Raw genomic sequence first — 23,039 nt, forward strand, 5'->3', positions numbered from 1 at the left:
ATTGGAAGATGATGAATTTCTGAAGTATCGCACAAATTAATGAAGATTATTGGATGAATCTAGTATAAAAAAAGAAGAATTTTCGAAACGTTGCCATATCAACGGTCTGTTCACCAGTAAAAGTAATTGTATTATTCCGACGAATGAAGAGATAATGATTGCGAGGGACACAATAAGATTGGCGGAATTATAAAAAAGGTAGCCCTAGGGCTACCTTTTTTTATTTAACTTTCTGTTTCTTCTGTACGAACTACTAGAACATCACATTTTGAGGAGCGAACGATGTATTCAGATACACTACCGATAAGGAAGCGTTCTACTGTGTTTAAACCAGTTGCTCCACAGATGATTAAATCTGCTTCTACTTTGTTTGCGATGTCTTTTGAAATCATTGTTTTTGGTGAGCCATACTCAACAATTATGTTCACATTTGCAACGCCACCTGCAAGAGCTTCTTTTTTATATCCATCTAATAATTCTTCCGCAAAAACTTGAGCTCGTTCAGCGATGGAGCGGTCATAAGCCTCGATTGCAGCAAATGATCTTGTATCAATAATGTTAATCAAGTTTAAAGTGGCATTGTTTCTTGCTGCAATGGATACAGATTTTTTAAAAGCAAGCTCCGCCTCTTTAGAACCATCTACTGCAACTAGAATTTGTTTGTATTTTAATGTCATAATTAAAACCTCCTATTCTTGTTATATATATATATTTCGAGATTTCTTTTTGTATTCCTTCTACTTAGAGTAAGTTTTTAAGAACAACTTGTGAACTTATCCGTATAATTATTATTTTATTGAAGTAATTTTCCTATATAAATGTTAAAATGGAAGTGTTTTAAAACGTTTTCATTTTTATTACTTAAAATATGTACATAAGGGGATATGGAAATGCGTATTGGTGTACCAAAAGAAACTAAAAATAACGAAAATCGTGTCGCTATGACGCCTGCAGGTGTTGTTACTTTAAAACATCACAATCATGAAGTTATGATTGAAACTGGAGCGGGATTAGGTTCAAGTTTTACAGATGAGGATTATATTGCAGCAGGAGCAACAATTGTAAATACTGCACAAGAAGCATGGAATCAAGAAATGGTTATGAAAGTGAAGGAACCTACTCATGATGAGTTTCATCTGATTAAAGAAGAATCCATCCTTTTTACTTATCTACATTTAGCACCTGAAGAAGATTTGACAAAGGTCCTATTAGAAAAGAAAGTAACTGCTATTGCTTACGAAACGGTTCAACTTCCAAATAATTCATTACCATTATTAACTCCAATGAGTGAAGTTGCTGGTCGTATGGCAACACAAATTGGTGCACAATATTTAGAGAAAATTAATGGCGGTAAAGGAATTTTGCTTGGTGGTGTTCCAGGAGTACCACGTGCGAAAGTTGCAGTTGTTGGTGGAGGAATTGCTGGAACTAATGCAGCTCACATAGCTGTAGGTATGGGTGCACAAGTTACAATCATCGATTTAAATCCTGATCGTCTTCGTCAGTTAGAAGATTTATTTGGTAGTAATGTTCAAACATTAATCTCAAATCCTTATAATATCGGACAAGCAGTTAAAGAAGCAGATTTAGTAGTAGGAGCAGTTTTAATTCCTGGTGCAAAAGCTCCAAAACTTGTTTCAGAAGAGATGATTAAATCGATGTCTCCTGGCTCTGTTGTAATTGATATTGCAATTGACCAAGGTGGAATTTTTGAAACTTCTGATCGTATCACAACGCATGATAACCCAACTTATGAAAAGCATGGTGTTGTTCATTATGCAGTTGCTAATATGCCAGGAGCAGTTCCTAGAACTTCTACAATGGCCCTAACGAATGCAACTGTTCCTTATGCTTTGCAAATTGCTAACAAAGGATATCAACAAGCTTGCTTGGATAATCTTGCATTACAAAAAGGTATCAATACTTTAGCAGGTCATGTTACTTTTAAAGCGGTTGCGGAAGCACAAGGTCTTCCTTATGTGGATGTTACAACGCTTTTAAACTAAAATATTTAGCTGTGAACACCCAAAGATATTAAAACTTTGGGTGTTCTGTTTTTTATTTATTAAGATGGAGTGTTGAAAAATGGCATATTTACTTGTAGGAGTAGCTGGAGCATTAGGGGCATTATTAAGGTATCTAATCGGGCTTATATTGTTTACAGACTCTATTTTCCCGTTTGCCACATTAGCGGTTAATTTAGTTGGTTGTTATTTTCTAGCTTATTTAACAACAAGCCTGTTACCTAAAAGTAACTTATCGTCAAATTTACAAACTGCTATAACTACGGGGTTTTTAGGCGCTTTTACAACTTTCTCCACATTTAGTTTGGAAACAGTAGAATTAGTTCATAGAGGTGAATATCTATTGTCTATAGTATACGTATTGATCAGTATGATTGGTGGCATTCTGATGAGTAAATTAGGTTGGAAGAGTGAGGGGAGTAAATGAGTATTTTACATCTTGGCGCTGTAGCTATTGGGGGGTTTTTAGGATCCATCCTTCGATTTTACTTATCCCAAAAGCTGAACAATCGGGAAGGAAGCTTACCTCTAGGCACACTTCTCGTTAATTTAAGCGGATCTTTCTTATTGGGATACAGTATTCATTTAGGTCTTGATAAATATCTTGTTCTACTTCTAGGAGTAGGATTTCTAGGTGCTTTTACAACCTTTTCAACCTTTAATAAAGAATTACTAACACTTCAAAAATATCCTCGAAAATGGCTCATCTATTTTGCTGCTACTTATTTGGGAGGCATAGGCTTAGCATTTCTAGGATTCTATATAGGAAAATAAAAAGAATCCGTTAGGATGCTTCTGATTTGAGGAAAAAAACAGATGTCTAATTAGTCTCATTCATTGTTTTGATTTTTGGCCATCATTTTCTATTACATCGAGACTTTTCTTCCTGAATATATAGAAAATAAGAAGGTAGCACTTTATTAGTTTGGAGAAGCGTCCTTTCGATTTCTGTGGAAACAGAGAGACAGACGAGACTCTGCAGGAGCGTAGTGAGGGCACTGAAAAAGTTATGTTTTAAATGACGTAATTGTTTTTGGAATAAAAATAAGGCACATAAGTAAATCGCCATATATGGACTTGAATTGAGGGTTTCTTGGGTTGAAATCATGGAGAGCACCTACCTGTATTTACTTTAATTATTCAGGAAAATGATGTTATATAGATGGAAGAAAGGCTTAATTTTAAGCATACAATAGTTGATTGGAGTGGAAGGCGGCGACTCCAGCCGGAAGAGCATGAGCTGAAGACCCTGGACTGAGCGGAGCGAAGGAAGCGGCTGAAGCCATGCCGGCGGAAAGCGTCCGCCTATAACGGAAATCAACGGGGCATTCTTTATTTCTGAGCGTATAAAGTTATTTCTGACCGGATAGATAAACTTAGTGTCCGGATAGATGAATTTCTGTCCGTATAAAATTTTTTTTGTCCACATAAAAATTTTCTTACCATATAGCATCTTTTCATCATTTTATCTTCCGTACTATTGATCCTACTAGACGGGAAGCCTCGGTAAAACAATATATTATATCTTTTATAAGATTAAAAGACTGTAGACCACTCGTTTTTTCGAGTTTGTCTACAGTCTTTGAAAGCACCAGTGGAGGATGCTTTTAATTGAACTATTTAAGAACTATCAGTTCCTTAGGAAACTTTGTAAGTACCTCAACACCATTATCTGTAACGACCACATCATCTTCAATACGTACACCTGTTATATCCGGATGGTATATTCCTGGCTCAATAGTGAATACCATGCCAGTTTCTAGTTCCATCTCATTTACACCAGTGATCGATGGAAATTCATGTACTGAAATTCCAAGACCGTGTCCTAAACGATGCGTGAAATACTCTCCGTATCCAGCATCTGTAATTACGTCACGAGCAATTTTATCAAGCTCCATAGCAGTTACTCCAGGTTTGACTGCATTTACTGCAGCCTCTTCTGCACGTCGTACAGTCTCATAAACTTCACGTTTTTCCTCTGTTGGTTCACCAAATGCTACAGTTCTAGTAATATCTGAGCAGTAGCCATTATAAACAACGCCTAAATCAAATAGTATAAAGTCACCTTTTTGTATTTTACGATCACCAGGATTACCATGTGGAGAAGCCGTTTTAGGTCCGCTTAATACCATCGTATCAAAGGACATTTGATATCCGCCTTTTTCTTTTACCGCATTTTCTATTGCATTTAAAATTTCTAGCTCTGTTTTTCCTTCAGCAATTTCTTTGCAACCTACTTCAATTGCAAAATCAGCAAGCTCAGCAGCTTTTCTCATATTTACCAATTCATCTTCTGTTTTAATAACACGTAATTTATTGATCGCCTCATCGATTCTTGAAATTTGAATCGCAGGTATTCTCTCTAGTATAGCTTCTTGGCGTTCGACAGTTAAATGTGCTTTCTCAATTGCCAATGAGTTGATAACGCCAACTTTGTTTTGAATGGTTTGAACTACGATATCCCAAGCATTTTCCGTATCTTGGTGACCAACAATATCACCAGTCCAACCAGTTGCCGAAGCATCTGGAACTTCCATTTGCGGACAAATGATAAATGGTGCAGCATCCTTAAAAATTAAAACACCAAGCAAACGTTCATGCGGATTGCTTCTAAATCCAGTAAAATAAAAAACATTATCTGGAGTCGTTATGAATGCAGCGTCAATATTATTAGACTTTAAAAAACTTTGAATTCTTTCTACTTGTTTCATCATGGCACCTCTTTTAATATTTATAAGTTAAGGATATCAGAATAAAGGATTTCTGGCATCTACGTTGAATGAAATACAGAGAGAAAATTAACCAAAAGGAGCGGATTACTTATGCAAATTAGTTATCATGGACATTCTGTAGTAAAAATTAAAACAAATACGCACACGATTTTAATCGATCCTTTTATCACCGGAAATGGTTTAACTGATTTAACGGCCTCTGAGGAAAAGCCAGATGTAATTTTATTGACACATGGACATAATGATCATGTAGGAGACACTATTGAAATTGCAAAGCAGTCTAATGCACTTGTTGTAGCGCCTTTTGAGCTTGCTGAATATCTAGGTACAAAGGGTTTAAATACACATGAAATGGGTTTAGGAGGGGCATATGAATTTGATTTTGGACAAGTAAAGTTTACACAAGCATTCCATAGTTCTTCTTTTACTTCAAATGAAGATGGAACAATTTACACTGGTATGCCAGCTGGAATATTATTTACCACAGAAGGTAAGACCATCTACCATGCAGGTGATACAGCCTTGTTCGGAGATATGCAACTAATTGGGCAGAGAAATAATATTGACGTAGCATTTTTACCAATAGGTGATAATTTTACTATGGGTCCTAAAGACGCTGCCTATGCTACTGAACTATTAAGGCCAAAGATAGTTGTCCCGATACATTACAATACTTTCCCACCTATAAAACAAGACCCAAATCATTTTAAGGAATTAGTGTCAACAGCAGAAGTACAAATACTTCAAGCAGGTGAAATGGTTAGACTGTAACATAGCTAGATAATATATATAATGTGGTACAATAAGCGTATAACAATCGTTTGGATGTGACTACATGACAACAAAACATGAGCAAATTTTAGCGTATATAGAAAAACTTCCTGTTGGGGATAAAATATCTGTTAGACAAATAGCGAAAGATTTAACGGTAAGTGAAGGGACAGCATACCGTGCGATAAAAGAAGCAGAAAATAGAAGGCTAGTCAGTACAATTGAACGAGTTGGAACGATTCGAATTGAACTAAAGAAAAAAGAGCATTTTGAAAGATTAACTTATGCTGAAGTAGTAAATATAGTAGATGGACAAGTATTGGGTGGGAAATCTGGTCTTTACAAAACACTAAATAAGTTTGTTATAGGGGCTATGCAATTAGAAGACATGATGCGTTATGTAGAACCGAGTAACTTGTTAATTGTGGGAAATCGTCTTCAAGTACATGAATCAGGATTGCGAGCTGGAGCAGCAGTACTTGTAACCGGTGGATTTGACGTTTCTGATAGAACAAAAAAACTAGCGGACGATTTGGAGTTGCCAGTAATATCAACAAGCTATGATACTTTTACGGTTGCTACAATGATCAATCGGGCAATTGATGATCAACTGATTAAAAAAGATGTACTTCTAATTGAAGATATTTATGTTCCTTTAAAAGATACATCTTTTCTTCGTACAAATGATTTAATAAATCGTTACCATGAATTAAACCAATTGACGACACATGGAGGATTCCCAGTAGTTGATAAATCGAACAAGCTTGTCGGGATTGTTACGGCGAGAGATGTAATTGGTAAAGATAATCTAGAGCTAATCGACAAAGTAATGACGAGAAATCCAATATCCATCACTCTTAAAACTAGTGTCGCTTCAGCAAGTCATCGCATGATTTGGGAAGGAATAGATTTGTTACCTGTAGTAGGTGATAACAATTCCTTAAAAGGTGTCATTAGTAGACAGGATGTACTGAAAGCATTACAAGCGGCTTCACGACAGCCTCAAAACGGAGAAACAATAGACGATATTGTAAAGCAGCAAATTAAACTAATTTCTGCTGAAGAATACATTTTTGAGTTTATAGTAACTCCGCAGATGACGAACCATTATGGTGCTATGTCATATGGCGCATTCTCTATATTATTGACAGAAACAGGGGCCCAAACCTTGAAAATTCGAAAACGAGGAGAAAGCGTTGTAGAAAATATGACGATTTACTATACGAAGCCTATCCAGATAGAAAGTATTTTACGAATCCATGCTAAAGTATTAGAAATGAGCCGTAAAGTAGCAAAAATGGACATAGAAGTATTTAATGAGAAACAGTTAGTCGGAAAAGCAATGGTTACTTATCAAATGCTCGAACGATGAAAAAATGATGCAGCTTTATAGCTGCATCATTTCCAATTGAATATGTTATTTATTTAAATCTAATTCCTCTTGAACGAATTGTCCATAATGCTTGGATACTTTATAATTATGATACATAAAATATCCTCCCAGAAGGATAAAAATTGCGGAGATTACATATGTAAGAGTTGATGGGAACACGATAAGAAAATTTAATCCAAAAAAAAGTATAAATGCTCCCAAACAAATAGATGCTTTCGCGGCAAACCATTTTTTTCGAATAGGTAAAGTGGTGCGAAATTGTTTCGTTTTAAAATAAAAATACCAAACAAATGAAACAACGATGGCTAGTATAAAGATAAAATTAAGTATCATAATGGACCCCCAATAATAGTTAAGCTTTCATTATTGTATAGGGAAATTTGTGAAAATGCGAATAGTAAATCTGATGAAGTGAGGGAACTTGAAATGAAAAGACAAATCATAGACACAATCGAACGCTATGACAAAATAATAATACATCGACATGTACGTCCCGATCCGGATGCATATGGATCTCAAATAGGATTAAAAGAACTCATTTCATTAAACTATCCAAATAAAAAAGTATTTGCTACTGGAATTCATGAAAATACTTTAGACTTTTTAGCTCGACCAGATAAAGTTTTAGATGAAGACTTTCAAGATGCTCTTATTATTGTTACAGACACTGCAAATACAGAAAGAATAGATGATGATCGCTATAAGCTAGGTAGTTATTTGATAAAAATAGATCATCACCCAAATGATGATGCTTATGGAGATTTACTCTGGGTTAACACAAGTGCGAGCTCGGTTAGTGAAATGATTTGTGAACTATTTGAAGAAGCGAAGGAATATAGAAGCTGGAAGTTGGATGCAAGTATTGCAAGATTATTATTTGCAGGAATTGTTGGAGACACAGGAAGATTTATGTTCCAAAGTACAACGCTCCAAACAATGAAATATGCAGGACAATTGCTTTCTCATGGCTTTGATCGTACTGAACTTTTCAATGGTATGTATGAGGTTGAACGCAACTTACTTCATTTAAAAGGCTATGTATATGAAAACTTTAGCATGGATGAAAATGGTGTAGGCTTTGTTAAATTAACAAGAGAAATTTTACAAAAATACAATGTTGCAGAATCGGAAGCTTCTTTATTAGTAAGTGCTTTAGCGGACGTAAAAGGAATGAGATGTTGGGTATTCTTTATCGAGGATGAAAAAGAAATTCGTGTTCGCCTTCGCTCAAAAGGTCCGATTATTAACGAAATAGCCAAAAAATATGGTGGTGGAGGGCATCCACTAGCTTCAGGAGCTTCCGTAAAGTCATGGGACGAAGCAGATGTTGTCATTAAGGATTTAAAAATGTTGTAAACAGAGGTGTCTTATATGGAAACAGTATATCCACAAATTGTAACATCAGCGGATATGCTGAAAAGTACAATACAACTGGACCAACTAATTCAAAAGTTGAAAAAGAATAATGCGAAGGCAGCCGCTATTACAAATAGTAAATTGTATGGCATGTTGCCTTTTTGGCATGAATTAAATAAACAACAAATTCACCCGGTGATAGGACTAACGATCAAGGTCCAATTAGAAACTCAAATATGTTCTATCATTTTATACGCAAAAAACAACAGAGGTTATGAAAATCTTTTGAAGATTACAAGTAGCCTAGAAACAAGAGAACTTTCTGAACTACCACTAAAATGGCTAATAGCTTATAAAGAAGGAATAATTGCAGTCTATTACAGTGAACAGCAATATTCGAAAGAAGTATTAGCTGAATTAGCTAAAGTATTTCTTCCTTCTTTTCTGTTTGTAGGTATAGAGAGACCAAATGGAGTAATCAAGGAAAATGAACATGAAATAATATCAATTGCAGATGAACTTGCTATTCCTATAACTACTTATCATATGAGTCGCTATGTAGAAAAAGAGGATTCTTTTGCATTCGAAGTTTTAAATGCAATGGATCAATCCCTCAAAATGTCTGACATGAATCGTTTAAAACCTTCCACTAATTCTTATCACATACTTTCAAACGAGGAGTGGCTGAATTGGTTTTCAGATGTTCCAAATTGGCTTGACAATACAAAAAAAATGCTAGAAAGCTGCCACTTATCGTTCGAACAACCTACCCACCATATGCCGAAATTCCCTCTACCTCCAAACGTATTGGCAAAAGACCACTTACGACAACTTTGCGAAGAGGGTTTAACAAAACGAGTACAAAACGTAACGACCGAATATGTGGAGCGTCTACAGTATGAACTTAACGTTATAAGTCAAATGAAGTATGATGATTATTTTCTAATCGTGCAGGATTTTATGAAGTTTGCAAAACAGGCTGGAATATTAACAGGACCAGGACGAGGATCTTCTGCCAGTTCCCTTGTAGCTTATTCTCTTAGTATTACAGATGTAGATCCACTTGAATACGGTCTTTTGTTTGAACGGTTTTTAAATCCGGAACGTATTACTTTGCCAGATATTGATATTGATTTTGCCGATTCTAAAAGAATGGAAGTTATACAATACGTCGTTGAAAAGTATGGCAAACAACATGTGTCCCAAATAATCACTTTCGGTACTCTTTCAGCTAAAGCTGTGGCGCGTGAAGTGGCAAGGGTATTTGGGTTTGAATCTTCTACATTAGAAGCTATCTCATCCTTTATTCCATCCAAGCCTGGCATTACTTTAAAAGAGGCTTATGAGCAATCACAAAAGTTAAGAGAGTTTATACAAACAGAAGAAATCCGAAAAAAATGGTTCCAAGTCGCTCTTGGATTAGAAGGATTACCGAGAAATGCTTCCACCCATGCAGCTGGTGTAGTACTTTCACCAAGTCCACTTGTAGACGTAGTACCGATTCAGAGTGGCCATGATGATATATATTTAACGCAGTGGCCTATGAAAGAAGTGGAGCAGGTAGGCTTACTGAAAATGGATTTTCTTGGGTTGAGGAACTTGACCATTATAGAGAGAATTCTATTTTTAATCAATAAAAAAACGACAACCAAAGTCACATTAGCGGCAATTCCTTTGAATGATCAACCTACCTTTCAAATGCTTCAAAATGGGGACACAACAGGTGTCTTCCAACTTGAATCTGCAGGGATGAGAAATGCCTTAAGGCAAATAAAACCCTCAAAATTTGAGGAGATTGTAGCGGTTAATGCTTTATTTAGACCAGGTCCTATGGACAGTATTCCATTGTACGCAAAAAGAAAATTAGGACAGCAGGCTGTAACATATGAACATCCGGTGCTTGAACCAATTTTAAGAGAAACTTATGGCATCATCGTCTATCAAGAGCAAATCATGCAAATTGCCTCACAAATGGCTGGTTTTACATTCGGAGAAGCGGATTTGTTACGACGAGCAGTTAGTAAAAAAAATCGTGAAATCTTACAAAAAGAACGAGCTCATTTCGTTCAAAAGGCTATACAACTTGGTCATACACAAGAGGCTGCCTCGACTGTATACGACTTAATCGTTCGTTTTGCAGATTATGGATTTCCAAAGAGTCATGCAGTAGCCTATAGTGTTATTTCGTACCAAATGGCTTATTTAAAAACTCATTTCCCTGTTCCATTTTACTGTGCATTATTAAGTACTGCAGTTGGAAATCAGGAAAAAATAAATCAACTTTTAATGGAAATGAAACAAAAAAATATTAGCGTGTTACCTCCTTCCATTTATAAAAGCCAACTATCCTTTTCTGTTGAAAGTGGTGGTGTTCGTTTTGGCTTAAATGCTATTAAAGGGGTGTCTCAGGCATTTATAAAGAAATTAAAACAGCAAAGAGTGAACAGAACTTCTAACTGGGATGATATTTTCGATTTTGCCGCCGATCTTACTGCAGTCCATTTTACTAGAAAAAATGTGGAGCCACTTATTAAGGCTGGTGCTTTAGATGAATTTGATGAAGAACGGTCCACGTTGCTCGCCACGTTAGATGCTGCTGTAAAATATGCGGAGCTTGTAAGCCCTACGGAAGAGAGTGATTTGTTTAACGGAGATGCTTCTCATTTTGGAAAATCTAAATATATACAAACGGAACCATTACCCTTAATGATGAAGCTTCAATTTGAGAAAGATGTGTTAGGTCAATATTTTTCTGAGCATCCTACAGTTTCCATTAAAAGAAATCATCCTGATCAAATAGCTAGTATATGGAACGTTCAACAAGCACTAAAAGAATGGAAAGTAAAAATAATTGGTCTCATCGAAGAAATAAAAAGGATAAGAACAAAAAAGGGTGAATCAATGGCATTTGTTACATTACAAGATGATACTGGAAGTATTTCGGTAACTCTTTTTCCTGAAGAATATGCGAAATATAATGCTTTATTGAAAGAAATGTCAATTATTGTCGTTGAAGGAAAATCAGAACGTAGAAATGGGAATACACAAATAATAGGAAAATCACTTTGGAATTAGAACTGTACAATTTTGTACAGTTTTTTCTTTACGTTTTATTAATAATTTTGTATGCTATTAGTTATGAGTGGTCAGACCACTTTGAAATTAATGGAAGTGTGAGGATGTATGATTCCAAAAAATAATTCCAGCAAAATGTTTTTAGAGATAGTAAAACAATTAAGAGATCTTATTAACGAGGAGAATGTAGCAGTTGGCGGAAAATTGCCATCCGAGAGAGAATTGGCGGAACGATTGCAAGTAGGCAGGTCAACTGTAAGGGAAGCACTTAGAAGTTTAGAATTACTTGGGTTAATTGAAACAAGAAGAGGAGAAGGAACTTTTCTTTCTGATTTTCGTAAACATCAATTAGTAGAACTACTGTCTACATTTATTTTACAACAATCTAAATCTAAAGAAGACGTACACAAGACAAGAGAAACTTTAGAAAAAGAAGCAGTTCGTACAATATGTGTTTCAGATAGCTTGTCTAAACATTCTATATGGGACTCATTCCTAATTAGATTAAATAATGAAGAGGTTTTACGTGAGGATATCATTCGAGAAATAATTATTATTTCCGATAATCGGCTTACTTTAAAAATATGGTTTTTATTAAAACAATTTGCTGGAGAGCCTTATAAGAATCAGATGTCTTTAAAGGAAAAAGACATTTGGATCCAGCTGTTAAATAGCTTAAAAAATGGCGATGAAGTTAGTACTATAAATTTATACATCCAATGGCTAGCTATCATCCCAACCGATCAAATTAGTTTATAGTCATCGATACCTTGAGCTTTTCTTAGGAATAGGGGAGAGAATAAATGATACGAGATATTTTTAGAAAAAATCATAAAAAGAAATATGCAACAATACCTGATCAAGCTAATAAAGAAGTTCCGGAAGGGATTATGATGAAATGTCCTGAGTGTAGAAAGAATGTTTTTACAAAGGACTTAATGAAAAACTTAAAAGTTTGCCCTTCTTGTGATCACCATATGAAAATGACAGCTTTTGAACGAGTTGAAATTTTTTTAGATGATAATTCATTTGAAAGTTTAGATGATCATTTGCAAACGGATAATCCGCTTAACTTTCCAGGCTATACCGAAAAAATTAAATCTGACGCTAAAAAAACAGGCATAAATGAAGCTGTGTTAACAGGCGTTGGAGAAATTGAAGGACAAAAAGTAGTCGTAGCTATCATGGATTCACACTTTAGAATGGGTTCTATGGGTTCAGTTGTTGGAGAAAAAATAACGAGAGCAATAGAAAAAGCTACAATGCTAAAAGTACCTTTTATTATTTTCACAGCTAGCGGTGGAGCTAGAATGCAAGAAGGTGTTTTATCCTTAATGCAAATGGCGAAAACATCCGTTGCTCTTAGAAGACATAGCGATCATGGACTTTTATATATTTCGATATTGACTCATCCAACAACAGGTGGAGTTTCAGCTAGTTTCGCTTCTGTTGGTGATATTAACCTAGCAGAACCAAAAGCATTAATTGGATTTGCGGGTCGTCGGGTAATTGAACAAACAGTACGTGAAAAATTACCTGAGAATTTTCAGACAGCTGAATTTTTATTGGATCATGGCCAACTAGATGCAGTAATTCACAGAAAAGATATGCGTTCAACTGTAGCTTCACTTGTGAAAATGCATGTACAAAAGGAGGTTACATCATGGTAAAAGCATTACCATTTGAAGAGCCTATTGTTCAACTAAAATTAAAAATTGATGAACTAAAAGAGTATACCCTGAACACAGAAATAGATATGACAGAAGAAATAGAGAAATTAGAAGAGAGATTAGAAAAACTAGAACATGATATTTATGAAAATATGCAGCCTTGGGACCGTGTTCAAGTTGCTCGACATCCTAATCGCCCTACGACAAAAGATTATATTAAACTAATATTTTCTGATTTTATAGAGCTTCATGGGGATCGTTTATTTGGAGATGATGCTGCAATCATCGCTGGTATTTGCCAACTAGATGGTAAACCTTTAACAATTATCGGTCATCAAAGAGGACTTGATACAAAAGAAAATATTAAACGGAATTTTGGTATGCCACATCCAGAAGGCTATCGGAAAGCACTTCGTTTAATGAAGCAAGCAGAAAAATTCAACCGTCCGATTATTTGTTTTATAGATACTAAAGGGGCTTACCCTGGTAAAGCTGCAGAAGAGAGAGGACAAAGTGAAGCTATTGCTAGAAATTTAGTAGAAATGGCTGGACTTAAAGTGCCTGTTATCAGTGTAGTAATTGGAGAAGGTGGAAGTGGTGGTGCACTAGCACTAGGGGTTGCAAATCATATCCATATGCTGGAGAACTCTACTTATTCTGTTATCTCACCGGAAGGAGCAGCATCTATTCTTTGGAAAGACGCAGCTCTAGCTCAACAAGCAGCTGAAGCAATGAAAATCACAGCACCCGATTTAAAGGAAATGAAGATTATAGATCAAGTTATTAAAGAGGTGCATGGTGGTGCTCATCGAGATCCAGAAAAACAGGCTACTTATTTGAAGGAAGCTCTGATTACATCCCTGCAACAATTAACGAAATTATCCTCTGAAGAGCTAATTGAGGATAGATATAATAAATTTAAAAATATCGGAGTTTTTAGTGAGTGAAATGCGTCTTTTCAGACGCATTTTTTATGTTAAGCTTAGAGTAGTAAATACCTAGTGGAGGGATCATTGTGAAGCGTATCGGTGTATTGACAAGTGGGGGAGATGCTCCAGGCATGAATGCAGCAATTCGTGCAGTAGTGAGAAAAGCAATATATGAAGGTTTAGAAGTAGTAGGTATTTTTCATGGTTATCAGGGATTAATCGATGGAAATATGGAACTTTTAGATTTAGGTTCGGTTGGAGATATTATTCAACGAGGTGGAACCAAACTTTATTCTGCGCGTTGCCCTGAATTTAGAACAGAAGAGGGACAACAAAAAGCTATGGAGCAATTAAAAGCAAATGGAATTGAGGGGTTAGTCGTTATTGGGGGAGATGGTTCTTATAGAGGTTCCATGACTCTAACGAAAAATGGCTTTCCTTGTGTAGGGATTCCGGGGACCATTGATAATGATATTCCAGGGACGGATTATACACTTGGTTTTGATACAGCTTTAAATACAGTTATCGAATGTATTGATAAAATAAGGGATACAGCAACTTCACATGATCGAACATTCATCGTCGAGGTAATGGGGAGAGACGCAGGAGATTTAGCTTTATGGGCAGGTCTTGCTGGCGGAGCTGAAACAATTATAATTCCAGAGGTAGACTATAATATAGATGAAGTTGTAGAAAGATTAAAAAGTGGATCTGCTCGTGGTAAAAAGCACAGTATTATTATAGTTGCTGAAGGTGTAATGAGTGGATCTGAATTTGCAGCTAAATTGATGGAAAAAGCAAATATTGAAACACGTGTCTCCGTTTTAGGTCATATTCAACGTGGTGGTTCTCCAACTGGTCGTGACCGTGTATTGGCAAGTATGTTTGGAGCTAAAGCGGTTGAAGTATTACTAGCTGGCCATGGAGGTCGTGCAGTTGGCATACAGAATCATCAAGTGGTAGACTATGATATGAATGAAGCTTTTGAAAAGAGTGAAGTTTTTGATTCAGTAATGTATCAATTATCGAAGGAATTATCCATCTAATTATTATTTTCTTGAAAGAAAGGACTTGTATATGAGAAAAACTAAAATAGTATGTACGATTGGACCGGCTAGTGAATCAGAAGAAATGTTAAAACAATTAATTGGAGCAGGCATGAATGTCGCTCGATTAAATTTTTCACATGGCAGCCATGAAGAGCACGCAGCTAGAATCCAAAAGATAAGAGAAGTATCAAACAAAGCAGGTAAAATTGTAGGAATCTTACTTGATACAAAAGGACCTGAAATTCGAACACATAAAATGGAGAATGATGCTATTGAGTTAGTATCAGGTCAAACAATTGAAATATCGATGAACGAAGTATTAGGTAGTAAAGAACGTTTTTCGATTACATATGAAAAATTGATCGAGGACGTTCAAGTGGGCTCGATTATTTTACTTGATGATGGATTGATTGAATTAGTAGTTACTAAAATAGATGTGAATGAAGGTATTATCACTACATTTGTACAAAATGCTGGAACACTAAAAAATAACAAAGGCGTTAATGTTCCTGGAGTATCTGTGCAATTACCTGGAATTACAGAAAAAGATGCAAAAGACATTTTATTTGGAATTGAACAAGGTGTCGATTTTATCGCAGCCTCATTTGTTCGTCGAGCAAAAGATGTACTAGAAATAAGAGAGCTACTGGAAAATAATAATGGTTCACATATTCAAATTATCCCTAAGATTGAAAATCAAGAAGGGGTAGACAATATAGATGAAATTATTCAAGTTTCAGATGGCTTAATGGTAGCTAGGGGCGATCTTGGTGTAGAAATTCCTGCCGAAGAGGTTCCTTTAGTTCAAAAGAGTCTTATTCAAAAATGTAATAATGCTGGAAAGCCAGTCATTACTGCTACCCAAATGTTAGACTCTATGCAACGTAATCCAAGACCTACTAGAGCAGAAGCAAGTGATGTTGCAAACGCTATATTAGACGGCACAGATGCGATTATGCTTTCTGGTGAAACCGCAGCTGGCCTATACCCGGTAGAATCAGTTCAAACAATGGATAAAATAGCTAAAAGAACTGAAAATGCAATTGACTATCGTTCGATTGTTACTAAACTAAGTAAAGGACGAGAAGTAAATTTAACGGATGCAATTGGTCAAGCAGTGGCACATACTGCTATTAACTTAAAAGTAAAAGCGGTAATTGCACCGACTGAGAGTGGACACACAGCTAAAATGATTTCAAAATTTAGACCAGGTGTGCCTATTATTGCAGTAACATCGTCTACTCAGCCTTCTAGAAAGTTAACACTCGTTTGGGGTGTTTATCCGATAGTTGGTAAGAAGGCATATTCAACTGATGAGGTTTTAGAGGTGGCAGTGGAAGAAAGTATTCTTCATCATTATGTAACGCATGGTGATTTAGTAGTAATTACTGCTGGTGTACCGGTTGGAGAAGCAGGAACAACTAACTTGATGAAAGTTCATGTTATTGGAGATATGGTTGCTAAAGGACAAGGGATTGGCAAACAAACTGCTTATGGAAAAGCGGTTGTCGTGAACAATTCAAGAGAGTTATTAGGTCAAGATACCTCTAATAGCATTATTGTAACAATTGGTTCTGATCGTGAAATGATTCCTGCGATAGAGAACTGTAAGGGACTTATTACAGAAGAAGGTGGCTTAACAAGCCATGCTGCTGTAGTTGGGTTAAGTCTAGGAATTCCTGTTATTGTTGGAGTTAATAATGCAACAAAATTAATTAAAAATGGACAAGAGCTTACGATAGATGCAGAAAGTGGAGTTATTTATCACGGAAAAGCAAGTATCATTTAAATTGTCTACAGATAATATTAAAAATTGCCTCACCATAATTGGTGGGGCAATCATTCTATATAGAAGGTGAATATATGAAATGGATCATTGGATTGCTTATCATCATTCCAGCAATAGAATTATATATATTACTTTTGTCTGGTAAATCAATTGGTGTAGGTTTTACAATTCTGCTTATACTTGCAACAGGAATTGCTGGTGCTTTTTTAGCAAAAAAACAAGGTATGAAAGCGTACCGGGAAGTTTCCGATAGCATTAAAAACCGTCAAGCACCTGGAGATGCGGCTATAAATGGCCTGTGTGTATTTGTTGGTTCAATTTTAGTTATCCTACCAGGTTTTATTTCTGACGTTCTTGGATTTTTACTTTTGATTGGTCCAACAAGAAAGTTATTCAAACCAATAATTTATAAGTGGATTCGGAAAAAAATGAAAAACGGTCAAGTAATTGTTATGAAGTCCTCGTGAGACCGCTCCATCTGGTTGCAAGCAAATAAATAAAAGGACTAAATAAAATTCCGATAAACCCAAATATTAAAATGGCTGCCGCGCTAAGAAAGAATACGTGGACAGCCTTTATTTGCATAGAGGAAGACCATAACATGGACTCTACGATATGCCGTGTTAACTGGACAAATAAATATAAAAGCAAAATAATGAGCCCAAACGTATGTTGTTCCAATAAGAAAAAGTAAATACTAAGAGGAATTAAAATTATGCCAATGCCTAAAAAAGGAAGACTATCAACCAAGGAAATAAGAAATGCATATTTAAATGGTTGTTGAAAGCCTAATACAACAAATCCAATTGATAAAAGGAAGAAAGTTAAAATATATAGCTTTAATCCTACAGAAATAAAATTATTCATCACAACTGAAACCTTCACTAATATCCTTTCACAAAGTCCTCTAGCCTTTTTTGGAAAATAAACTAGAAACCAATGACGGTCTTTCCCAGATTCATATAATGAAAAAAAGAGTGCAATGATAAAGAGAAACAACTCAAAAAAATAAGAAGGCAAGTGAGTGAGGTAGATTAAAAGCTCATTCATAAATTTATTTAATAATGTTTGAAATTTCCCTTCAAACATTAAAAAGATAGGATGTTTTTGAATTTCTACTACTGGTAACTTCACAATATAATCGTGAATTAGCGGAATAAGATCAATGAGTGTTTGTACCAAATATAAAATTAACAATATACAGCCAGATAAAATAAATACTTCTGTTAGAAATACACTAAAGATAATTGGAAGTTTAAACTTCTTATAAAAGAGATTAGTCATTGGAAATAAAAAATATCCTAATATAATTGCTAGAGTTAATGGATAAGCGATAATCGAAATAAGTATAATTATTCCAATCGGCATCCATTTCCCAAAAAAATCTTCCTTATTTATTTGAAAACCAATCATTTTCATCCAATCTTTTCAAATATTTAGTAGATTAGTAATTATTTTTTTGATAAATTTAAGCGTTTTCATTCACAAATTAGCCAAACTTGATTATAATGAATTAGTAAGCATTGATAAGATACATATTATATTCAGATAAATTCCTATCATCTTTTTTAGGTGATTAATAATTTAATCTGAAAAAGAGGGAGAGATTAAAATGACAACAACTCGTGGATTAGAAGGGGTTGTAGCTACGCAGTCTGCTATCAGTTCAATTATTGATGACACACTAACTTACGTAGGCTATGATATTGATGATTTAGCTGTAAATGCGAGCTTTGAAGAGGTAGTATTCTTACTTTGGAATAAACGTCTACCTAAAGCAAATGAATTGGAAGAATTAAAACAACTACTTGCTAATAACATGGCAGTTCCTCAAGAAGTACTTAACCATTTCAAATCTTATCCAATATCAAAAGTTCACCCAATGTCGGCTCTAAGAACTGCTGTATCTATGTTAGCATTATATGATGATGCTGCTGAGGATATGTCCGAAGAGGCGAACTACTTAAAAGCTATCCAACTTCAAGCTAAACTTCCAACATTAGTTACAGCATTCTCTCGAGTACGTAAAGGACTAGAACCAGTTGCTCCAAAAACAGACTTAGGTTATGCTGCAAACTTCTTGTACATGCTTAATGGCGAACTTCCTGAAGAGATTGAAGTGGAAGCATTCAATAAAGCATTAGTACTTCATGCAGATCATGAACTAAATGCTTCTACCTTTACAGCACGTGTATGTGTTGCGACACTTTCAGATATATATTCAGGTGTAGTAGCAGCTATCGGAGCTCTTAAAGGACCACTACATGGTGGAGCAAACGAACAAGTTATGAAAATGTTAACAGAAATCGGTTCTGTTGATAATGTAGAAAAAGTTATTAATACAAAACTAGAAAACAAAGAAAAAATCATGGGATTTGGTCACCGAGTATATAGAAAAGGTGATCCACGTGCGAAACATTTACGTGAAATGTCTCAAAAATTAACTGCTCTTCGTGGAGAGTCAAAATGGTATGACATGTCTGTAAAAATCGAAGAAATCGTTACTGGTCAAAAGAATTTACCACCTAACGTAGATTTCTATTCAGCATCTGTATATCATTCTCTTAACATCGATCACGATTTATTTACTCCAATTTTTGCTGTTTCTCGTGTTTCTGGGTGGACTGCTCATATTTTAGAGCAATATTCAGATAACCGTCTAATTCGCCCACGTGCTGAATATGTAGGACCTGGAATGCAAAAATATGTACCAATCGATGAAAGATAATGAAAAATAATAGCGTTTCATGATAAAATTAGGGCTGAACACATTTGTGTTTATAGCCCTATGATTATGATAGTAGGAGGAAATATAAAATGACAACTGGCAAAATCACAGTAGAAAACGGTGTACTTAACGTACCAAACACAGCAATAATCCCTTTTATTGAAGGTGATGGAACAGGTCCAGATATTTGGGCTGCAGCATCAAGAGTTTTAGAAGCATCTGTAGAAAAAGCATACAATGGCGAGAAAAAAATTGAGTGGAAAGAGGTTCTTGCTGGTCAAAAAGCATTCGATCAAACGGGTGAATGGTTACCTCAAGAAACTTTAGATGTTATCAATGAATATTTAATCGCGATCAAAGGACCACTTACTACACCAATCGGTGGTGGTATTCGTTCTTTAAACGTTGCTCTACGTCAAGAACTTGATCTATATACTTGTCTTCGTCCTGTTCGTTATTTCACTGGAGTACCTTCACCAGTTAAACGTCCAGAAGATACAGATATGGTAATCTTCCGTGAAAACACAGAAGATATCTATGCTGGGATCGAGTATGCAAAAGGAACTGATAACGCAAAAAAACTAATTGAATTCTTACAAACAGAATTTGGTGTTAAAAATATTCGTTTCCCTGAGACTTCTGGTATCGGCATCAAACCTATTTCAGAAGAAGGAACTAAACGTTTAGTTCGCGCTGCTTTAAACTATATTATTAAAGAAGGTCGTACTTCTTTAACACTTGTGCACAAAGGGAACATTATGAAGTTCACAGAAGGCGCATTTAAAAACTGGGGATATGAAGTTGCTGAACAAGAATTTGGCGATAAAGTATTTACTTGGAATCAATATGACAAAATTAAAGAAGAGCAAGGAACAGAAGCTGCTGATAAAGCACAATCTGATGCACTTGCATCTGGTAAAATCCTAGTGAAGGATTCAATTGCTGATATCTTCTTACAACAGATTTTAACTCGTCCAAAAGAGTTCGATGTAGTTGCTACAATGAATTTAAATGGAGATTATATTTCCGATGCACTTGCTGCTCAGGTTGGTGGTATTGGTATTGCTCCTGGTGCTAATATTAACTACGTGTCTGGACATGCTATTTTTGAAGCAACTCACGGAACTGCTCCTAAATATGCTGGTTTAGATAAAGTTAACCCATCATCGGTTATCCTTTCTGGTGTGTTAATGCTTGAACATTTAGGTTGGAATGAAGCTGCTAAACTAATCATGGATTCAATGGAAAAAACTATTGCTTCTAAAGTAGTTACTTATGACTTTGCTCGTCTTATGGATGGAGCAACAGAAGTAAAATGTTCTGAATTCGCGGATGAACTAATTCAAAATATGTAAGATTTTACGAAATTGGGTTTACCGGGGGAGGATTTTCCTTCCCTTTACATATGATTAAAAGGAGAGTTTTCAATGACATTAAAACGTAATAAGATCTCAGTTATTGGTGGCGGCTTTACAGGTGCTACAACTGCATTCTTGCTTGCACAGAAAGAACTTGGAGATATTGTTTTAGTTGACATTCCTCAAGCTGAAAATCCAACAAAAGGGAAAGCTTTAGACATGGCTGAAGCGGCTCCTGTTCAAGGTTTTGATGCTAAAATTGTTGGTACTTCAAACTATGAGGATACAAAAGACTCTGACTTAGTAATTATTACAGCTGGTATTGCACGTAAACCCGGTATGAGCCGTGATGATTTAGTTCAAACAAACCAAAAAGTAATGAAAGCTGTAACAGGTGAGATTGTTAAATATTCACCTAATACAACGATCATTGTATTAACAAACCCAGTAGATGCTATGACATATACTGTATATAAAGAATCAGGTCTTCCAAAAGAACGTGTAATCGGGCAATCTGGCGTGCTGGATACGGCTCGTTTCCGTACATTTGTAGCAGAAGAATTAAATCTTTCTGTTAAAGATGTAACTGGTTTCGTACTAGGTGGACATGGCGATGATATGGTTCCTTTAGTTAGATATTCTTATGCAGGTGGTATTCCATTAGAAACACTAATCGATGCTGCTCGTTTAGAAGAAATCGTGGATCGTACTCGTAAAGGAGGGGCTGAAATCGTTAACCTTCTTGGTAATGGTTCTGCTTACTATGCTCCAGCTGCATCATTAGTCGAAATGGCCGAAGCGATTCTGAAAGATCAAAAACGTGTTTTACCATCTATCGCGTATTTAGAAGGCGAGTATGGTATAGACGGAATTTATCTTGGAGTTCCAACGGTATTAGGTGCTAGTGGTATTGAAAAAATTATTGAACTTGAATTAACTGAAGATGAGAAAGCTTTATTAAACAAATCAGCTGAATCAGTTAAAGCAGTAATGAACATATTAGCTTAATTTTGTAACAAAGAAATCGAGTGGGGAAACCTACTCGATTTTTTTATGCAATAATAAAGGACTTGCATATAGCCCTTTGCTTCTCATCAGTTTCGAAATTTTCCTGAAGAGATGGACTGATAATTGATTTTCGTGATCGATAGGAAATAACTTAAGGAATCTCAGGCATTAATCTAACTTAGGCAAATTTAATAACCCTATAGTAAAGTATTATTACAACAACGGATGTCATGTTATTTGCTGATTTAAGAAAAATAGTAAGCACAAATCTAATAGAATGAAATATAGCGACCGAAATTGAATCTTCGGGAGCTAACAAAATGAATAGGACAGTGTCTATTCTCTCATTTTCCAAACAATCATAATCCAGTTCCTAAAAGTTGCAGGAGGGCGACGGACAGACGACAGCCCCCAAATTACCAAAAAAGGAGAGGAGGGTCGTGACAGTAGTCACGACCCTCCTCTCCTAAAATTATTCGGTAATGTAATTGCGACAGTCCTGTCCAAAGCGCTCCAGAAACGATTGTAACTGGTCTTATTTTTAAAAATCACGACGGTTTTCTTATTATTTTAGTATAGGATATCCTAGTTATTAGGTCCTTTATTTCTAATACATAGAGGCGCTTGCGCTTATCTTATACTTATTGTTAAGATAGAGGTAGTATACGGATTGGGGGAGACGTATTGTTATTAGGGAAAACGCGCAAAATAGGTAGAAGAATAGAAGAGATCACTATTGGTGAGAAATTAACTATAACTGAGAAGATGGACGATAAGGATTTGCTTTTATATTTAGGGTTAACAAATGATAGTAATCCATTATATATACAGCATGATTTTGCATCTCAATCGGTCTATGAGAAACCAATTGTTCCGCCAATTATGCTCACAGGAGTAATTACTTCTGCAATTTCCAAATACTTACCTGGACCAGGTTCTTATTTAAAAAGACAATCATTAGCATTTCCTATACCAACCTATCATTATTCTGTTATTGATTTTACTTTCGAGGTTAAAGAAGTACATATGAATACAAACGAAATAGTAATTCAAGTAATTGCTCAAAATGAGGAAGAACAAATAGTAGTGGAAGGGATTTTCCATGTTTCTCCACAACTCTTGGTCAATTGATTTGGAATGGGGGTTTCAAATCAACT

21 protein-coding genes are annotated in these 23,039 nt (G+C 35.6%); 17 read left to right on the forward strand and 4 right to left on the reverse strand.

Annotated features, from left to right (window positions below; genetic code table 11):
* Positions 1-224 precede the first annotated feature (224 nt).
* On the reverse strand, positions 225-677 hold the full coding sequence (locus tag PGC35_RS13090; protein WP_053588625.1) for a universal stress protein: 453 nt from the start codon (positions 675-677) through the stop codon (positions 225-227).
* A gap of 213 nt (positions 678-890) precedes the next feature.
* Here PGC35_RS13090 and ald point away from each other — a divergent pair, with 213 nt between their 5' ends.
* The 3 genes from ald (at position 891) to PGC35_RS13105 (ending at position 2,798) form a co-directional block, all read left to right on the forward strand.
* Positions 891-2,006: an alanine dehydrogenase gene (gene ald / locus PGC35_RS13095; protein WP_375219468.1), complete on the forward strand. Its 1,116-nt coding sequence runs from the start codon at positions 891-893 to the stop codon at positions 2,004-2,006.
* A gap of 79 nt (positions 2,007-2,085) precedes the next feature.
* Positions 2,086-2,451 (forward strand): fluoride efflux transporter CrcB, encoded by a 366-nt coding sequence (gene crcB, locus PGC35_RS13100; RefSeq protein WP_375219469.1) that lies wholly within the window; start codon positions 2,086-2,088, stop codon positions 2,449-2,451.
* Positions 2,448-2,798 (forward strand): fluoride efflux transporter FluC, encoded by a 351-nt coding sequence (locus PGC35_RS13105; RefSeq protein ID WP_375219470.1) that lies wholly within the window; start codon positions 2,448-2,450, stop codon positions 2,796-2,798. The genes crcB and PGC35_RS13105 overlap by 4 nt, the downstream gene beginning before the upstream one ends.
* An 842-nt stretch (positions 2,799-3,640) precedes the next feature.
* Here PGC35_RS13105 and PGC35_RS13110 read toward each other — a convergent pair.
* Positions 3,641-4,735 (reverse strand): M24 family metallopeptidase, encoded by a 1,095-nt coding sequence (locus PGC35_RS13110; RefSeq protein ID WP_375219471.1) that lies wholly within the window; start codon positions 4,733-4,735, stop codon positions 3,641-3,643.
* A gap of 111 nt (positions 4,736-4,846) precedes the next feature.
* Here PGC35_RS13110 and PGC35_RS13115 point away from each other — a divergent pair, with 111 nt between their 5' ends.
* Positions 4,847-5,527 (forward strand): metal-dependent hydrolase, encoded by a 681-nt coding sequence (locus PGC35_RS13115; protein WP_375219472.1) that lies wholly within the window; start codon positions 4,847-4,849, stop codon positions 5,525-5,527.
* 64 nt (positions 5,528-5,591) lie between these two features.
* A complete protein-coding gene (locus PGC35_RS13120) occupies positions 5,592-6,899 on the forward strand; it encodes a DRTGG domain-containing protein (RefSeq protein ID WP_375219473.1) in 1,308 nt (435 codons plus the stop codon).
* A 45-nt stretch (positions 6,900-6,944) separates the two neighbouring features.
* On the opposite strand, the gene PGC35_RS13125 is transcribed toward PGC35_RS13120, so the two are convergent.
* Entirely contained in the window at positions 6,945-7,253 is a 309-nt protein-coding gene (locus PGC35_RS13125; RefSeq protein ID WP_053588632.1) for a YtpI family protein, read from the reverse strand.
* A 93-nt stretch (positions 7,254-7,346) separates the two neighbouring features.
* On the opposite strand from PGC35_RS13125, the gene PGC35_RS13130 reads away from it, so the two are divergent.
* The 8 genes from PGC35_RS13130 to PGC35_RS13165 all read left to right on the forward strand — a co-directional run bounded on the left by PGC35_RS13130 (position 7,347) and on the right by PGC35_RS13165 (position 17,255).
* Complete coding sequence (locus PGC35_RS13130) at positions 7,347-8,276, forward strand: DHH family phosphoesterase (protein ID WP_053588633.1); 930 nt, start codon at positions 7,347-7,349, stop codon at positions 8,274-8,276.
* Positions 8,277-8,291: 15 nt separating this feature from the next.
* Entirely contained in the window at positions 8,292-11,351 is a 3,060-nt protein-coding gene (gene dnaE, locus PGC35_RS13135) for a DNA polymerase III subunit alpha (protein WP_375219474.1), read from the forward strand.
* A gap of 108 nt (positions 11,352-11,459) precedes the next feature.
* Complete coding sequence (locus tag PGC35_RS13140; RefSeq protein ID WP_375219475.1) at positions 11,460-12,110, forward strand: FadR/GntR family transcriptional regulator; 651 nt, start codon at positions 11,460-11,462, stop codon at positions 12,108-12,110.
* Between the two features lie 44 nt (positions 12,111-12,154).
* On the forward strand, positions 12,155-13,021 hold the full coding sequence (accD, locus tag PGC35_RS13145) for an acetyl-CoA carboxylase, carboxyltransferase subunit beta (RefSeq protein WP_053588636.1): 867 nt from the start codon (positions 12,155-12,157) through the stop codon (positions 13,019-13,021).
* Positions 13,015-13,968 (forward strand): acetyl-CoA carboxylase carboxyl transferase subunit alpha, encoded by a 954-nt coding sequence (gene accA, locus PGC35_RS13150; protein WP_375219476.1) that lies wholly within the window; start codon positions 13,015-13,017, stop codon positions 13,966-13,968. Before accD ends, accA begins: the two co-directional genes overlap by 7 nt.
* A gap of 68 nt (positions 13,969-14,036) precedes the next feature.
* On the forward strand, positions 14,037-14,996 hold the full coding sequence (pfkA, locus tag PGC35_RS13155) for a 6-phosphofructokinase (RefSeq protein WP_053588638.1): 960 nt from the start codon (positions 14,037-14,039) through the stop codon (positions 14,994-14,996).
* 31 nt (positions 14,997-15,027) lie between these two features.
* Positions 15,028-16,788, forward strand: coding sequence for a pyruvate kinase (gene pyk / locus PGC35_RS13160; protein ID WP_375219477.1), 1,761 nt, complete (start codon positions 15,028-15,030; stop codon positions 16,786-16,788).
* A 74-nt stretch (positions 16,789-16,862) separates the two neighbouring features.
* Positions 16,863-17,255 carry an FxsA family protein gene (locus tag PGC35_RS13165; protein ID WP_056833020.1) on the forward strand — a complete coding sequence of 131 codons (393 nt, stop codon included), beginning with the start codon at positions 16,863-16,865 and terminating at the stop codon, positions 17,253-17,255.
* On the opposite strand, the gene PGC35_RS13170 is transcribed toward PGC35_RS13165, so the two are convergent.
* Complete coding sequence (locus PGC35_RS13170; RefSeq protein ID WP_375219478.1) at positions 17,239-18,201, reverse strand: AI-2E family transporter; 963 nt, start codon at positions 18,199-18,201, stop codon at positions 17,239-17,241. The two genes, PGC35_RS13165 and PGC35_RS13170, sit on opposite strands and share 17 nt — an antisense overlap.
* Positions 18,202-18,400: 199 nt before the next feature.
* On the opposite strand from PGC35_RS13170, the gene citZ reads away from it, so the two are divergent.
* The 4 genes from citZ (at position 18,401) to PGC35_RS13190 (ending at position 23,013) form a co-directional block, all read left to right on the forward strand.
* The gene (gene citZ / locus PGC35_RS13175) at positions 18,401-19,516 is read left to right on the forward strand and encodes a citrate synthase (RefSeq protein ID WP_053588642.1); all 1,116 of its coding nucleotides are present in this window, start codon (positions 18,401-18,403) and stop codon (positions 19,514-19,516) included.
* Between the two features lie 89 nt (positions 19,517-19,605).
* Positions 19,606-20,871, forward strand: a complete 1,266-nt coding sequence (icd, locus tag PGC35_RS13180; RefSeq protein WP_375219479.1) for an NADP-dependent isocitrate dehydrogenase — start codon at positions 19,606-19,608, stop codon at positions 20,869-20,871.
* 72 nt (positions 20,872-20,943) lie between these two features.
* Entirely contained in the window at positions 20,944-21,882 is a 939-nt protein-coding gene (gene mdh / locus PGC35_RS13185; protein WP_375219480.1) for a malate dehydrogenase, read from the forward strand.
* A gap of 684 nt (positions 21,883-22,566) precedes the next feature.
* The gene (locus tag PGC35_RS13190; protein WP_375219481.1) at positions 22,567-23,013 is read left to right on the forward strand and encodes a hotdog family protein; all 447 of its coding nucleotides are present in this window, start codon (positions 22,567-22,569) and stop codon (positions 23,011-23,013) included.
* Positions 23,014-23,039 lie beyond the last annotated feature (26 nt).

Source organism: Psychrobacillus sp. PGGUH221 (assembly GCF_042055255.1).
GTDB lineage: Bacteria > Bacillota > Bacilli > Bacillales_A > Planococcaceae > Psychrobacillus.

Excerpts from the sequence above, each read along its gene's own strand:
- PGC35_RS13090 (WP_053588625.1), bottom strand. The coding sequence starts at position 677 with ATGACATTAAAATACAAACAAATTCTAGTTGCAGTAGATGGTTCTAAA.
- ald (WP_375219468.1), top strand. The coding sequence starts at position 891 with ATGCGTATTGGTGTACCAAAAGAAACTAAAAATAACGAAAATCGTGTC.
- crcB (WP_375219469.1), top strand. The coding sequence starts at position 2,086 with ATGGCATATTTACTTGTAGGAGTAGCTGGAGCATTAGGGGCATTATTA.
- PGC35_RS13105 (WP_375219470.1), top strand. The coding sequence starts at position 2,448 with ATGAGTATTTTACATCTTGGCGCTGTAGCTATTGGGGGGTTTTTAGGA.
- PGC35_RS13110 (WP_375219471.1), bottom strand. The coding sequence starts at position 4,735 with ATGAAACAAGTAGAAAGAATTCAAAGTTTTTTAAAGTCTAATAATATT.
- PGC35_RS13115 (WP_375219472.1), top strand. The coding sequence starts at position 4,847 with ATGCAAATTAGTTATCATGGACATTCTGTAGTAAAAATTAAAACAAAT.
- PGC35_RS13120 (WP_375219473.1), top strand. The coding sequence starts at position 5,592 with ATGACAACAAAACATGAGCAAATTTTAGCGTATATAGAAAAACTTCCT.
- PGC35_RS13125 (WP_053588632.1), bottom strand. The coding sequence starts at position 7,253 with ATGATACTTAATTTTATCTTTATACTAGCCATCGTTGTTTCATTTGTT.
- PGC35_RS13130 (WP_053588633.1), top strand. The coding sequence starts at position 7,347 with ATGAAAAGACAAATCATAGACACAATCGAACGCTATGACAAAATAATA.
- dnaE (WP_375219474.1), top strand. The coding sequence starts at position 8,292 with ATGGAAACAGTATATCCACAAATTGTAACATCAGCGGATATGCTGAAA.
- PGC35_RS13140 (WP_375219475.1), top strand. The coding sequence starts at position 11,460 with ATGATTCCAAAAAATAATTCCAGCAAAATGTTTTTAGAGATAGTAAAA.
- accD (WP_053588636.1), top strand. The coding sequence starts at position 12,155 with ATGATACGAGATATTTTTAGAAAAAATCATAAAAAGAAATATGCAACA.
- accA (WP_375219476.1), top strand. The coding sequence starts at position 13,015 with ATGGTAAAAGCATTACCATTTGAAGAGCCTATTGTTCAACTAAAATTA.
- pyk (WP_375219477.1), top strand. The coding sequence starts at position 15,028 with ATGAGAAAAACTAAAATAGTATGTACGATTGGACCGGCTAGTGAATCA.
- PGC35_RS13165 (WP_056833020.1), top strand. The coding sequence starts at position 16,863 with ATGAAATGGATCATTGGATTGCTTATCATCATTCCAGCAATAGAATTA.
- PGC35_RS13170 (WP_375219478.1), bottom strand. The coding sequence starts at position 18,201 with ATGATTGGTTTTCAAATAAATAAGGAAGATTTTTTTGGGAAATGGATG.
- citZ (WP_053588642.1), top strand. The coding sequence starts at position 18,401 with ATGACAACAACTCGTGGATTAGAAGGGGTTGTAGCTACGCAGTCTGCT.
- icd (WP_375219479.1), top strand. The coding sequence starts at position 19,606 with ATGACAACTGGCAAAATCACAGTAGAAAACGGTGTACTTAACGTACCA.
- mdh (WP_375219480.1), top strand. The coding sequence starts at position 20,944 with ATGACATTAAAACGTAATAAGATCTCAGTTATTGGTGGCGGCTTTACA.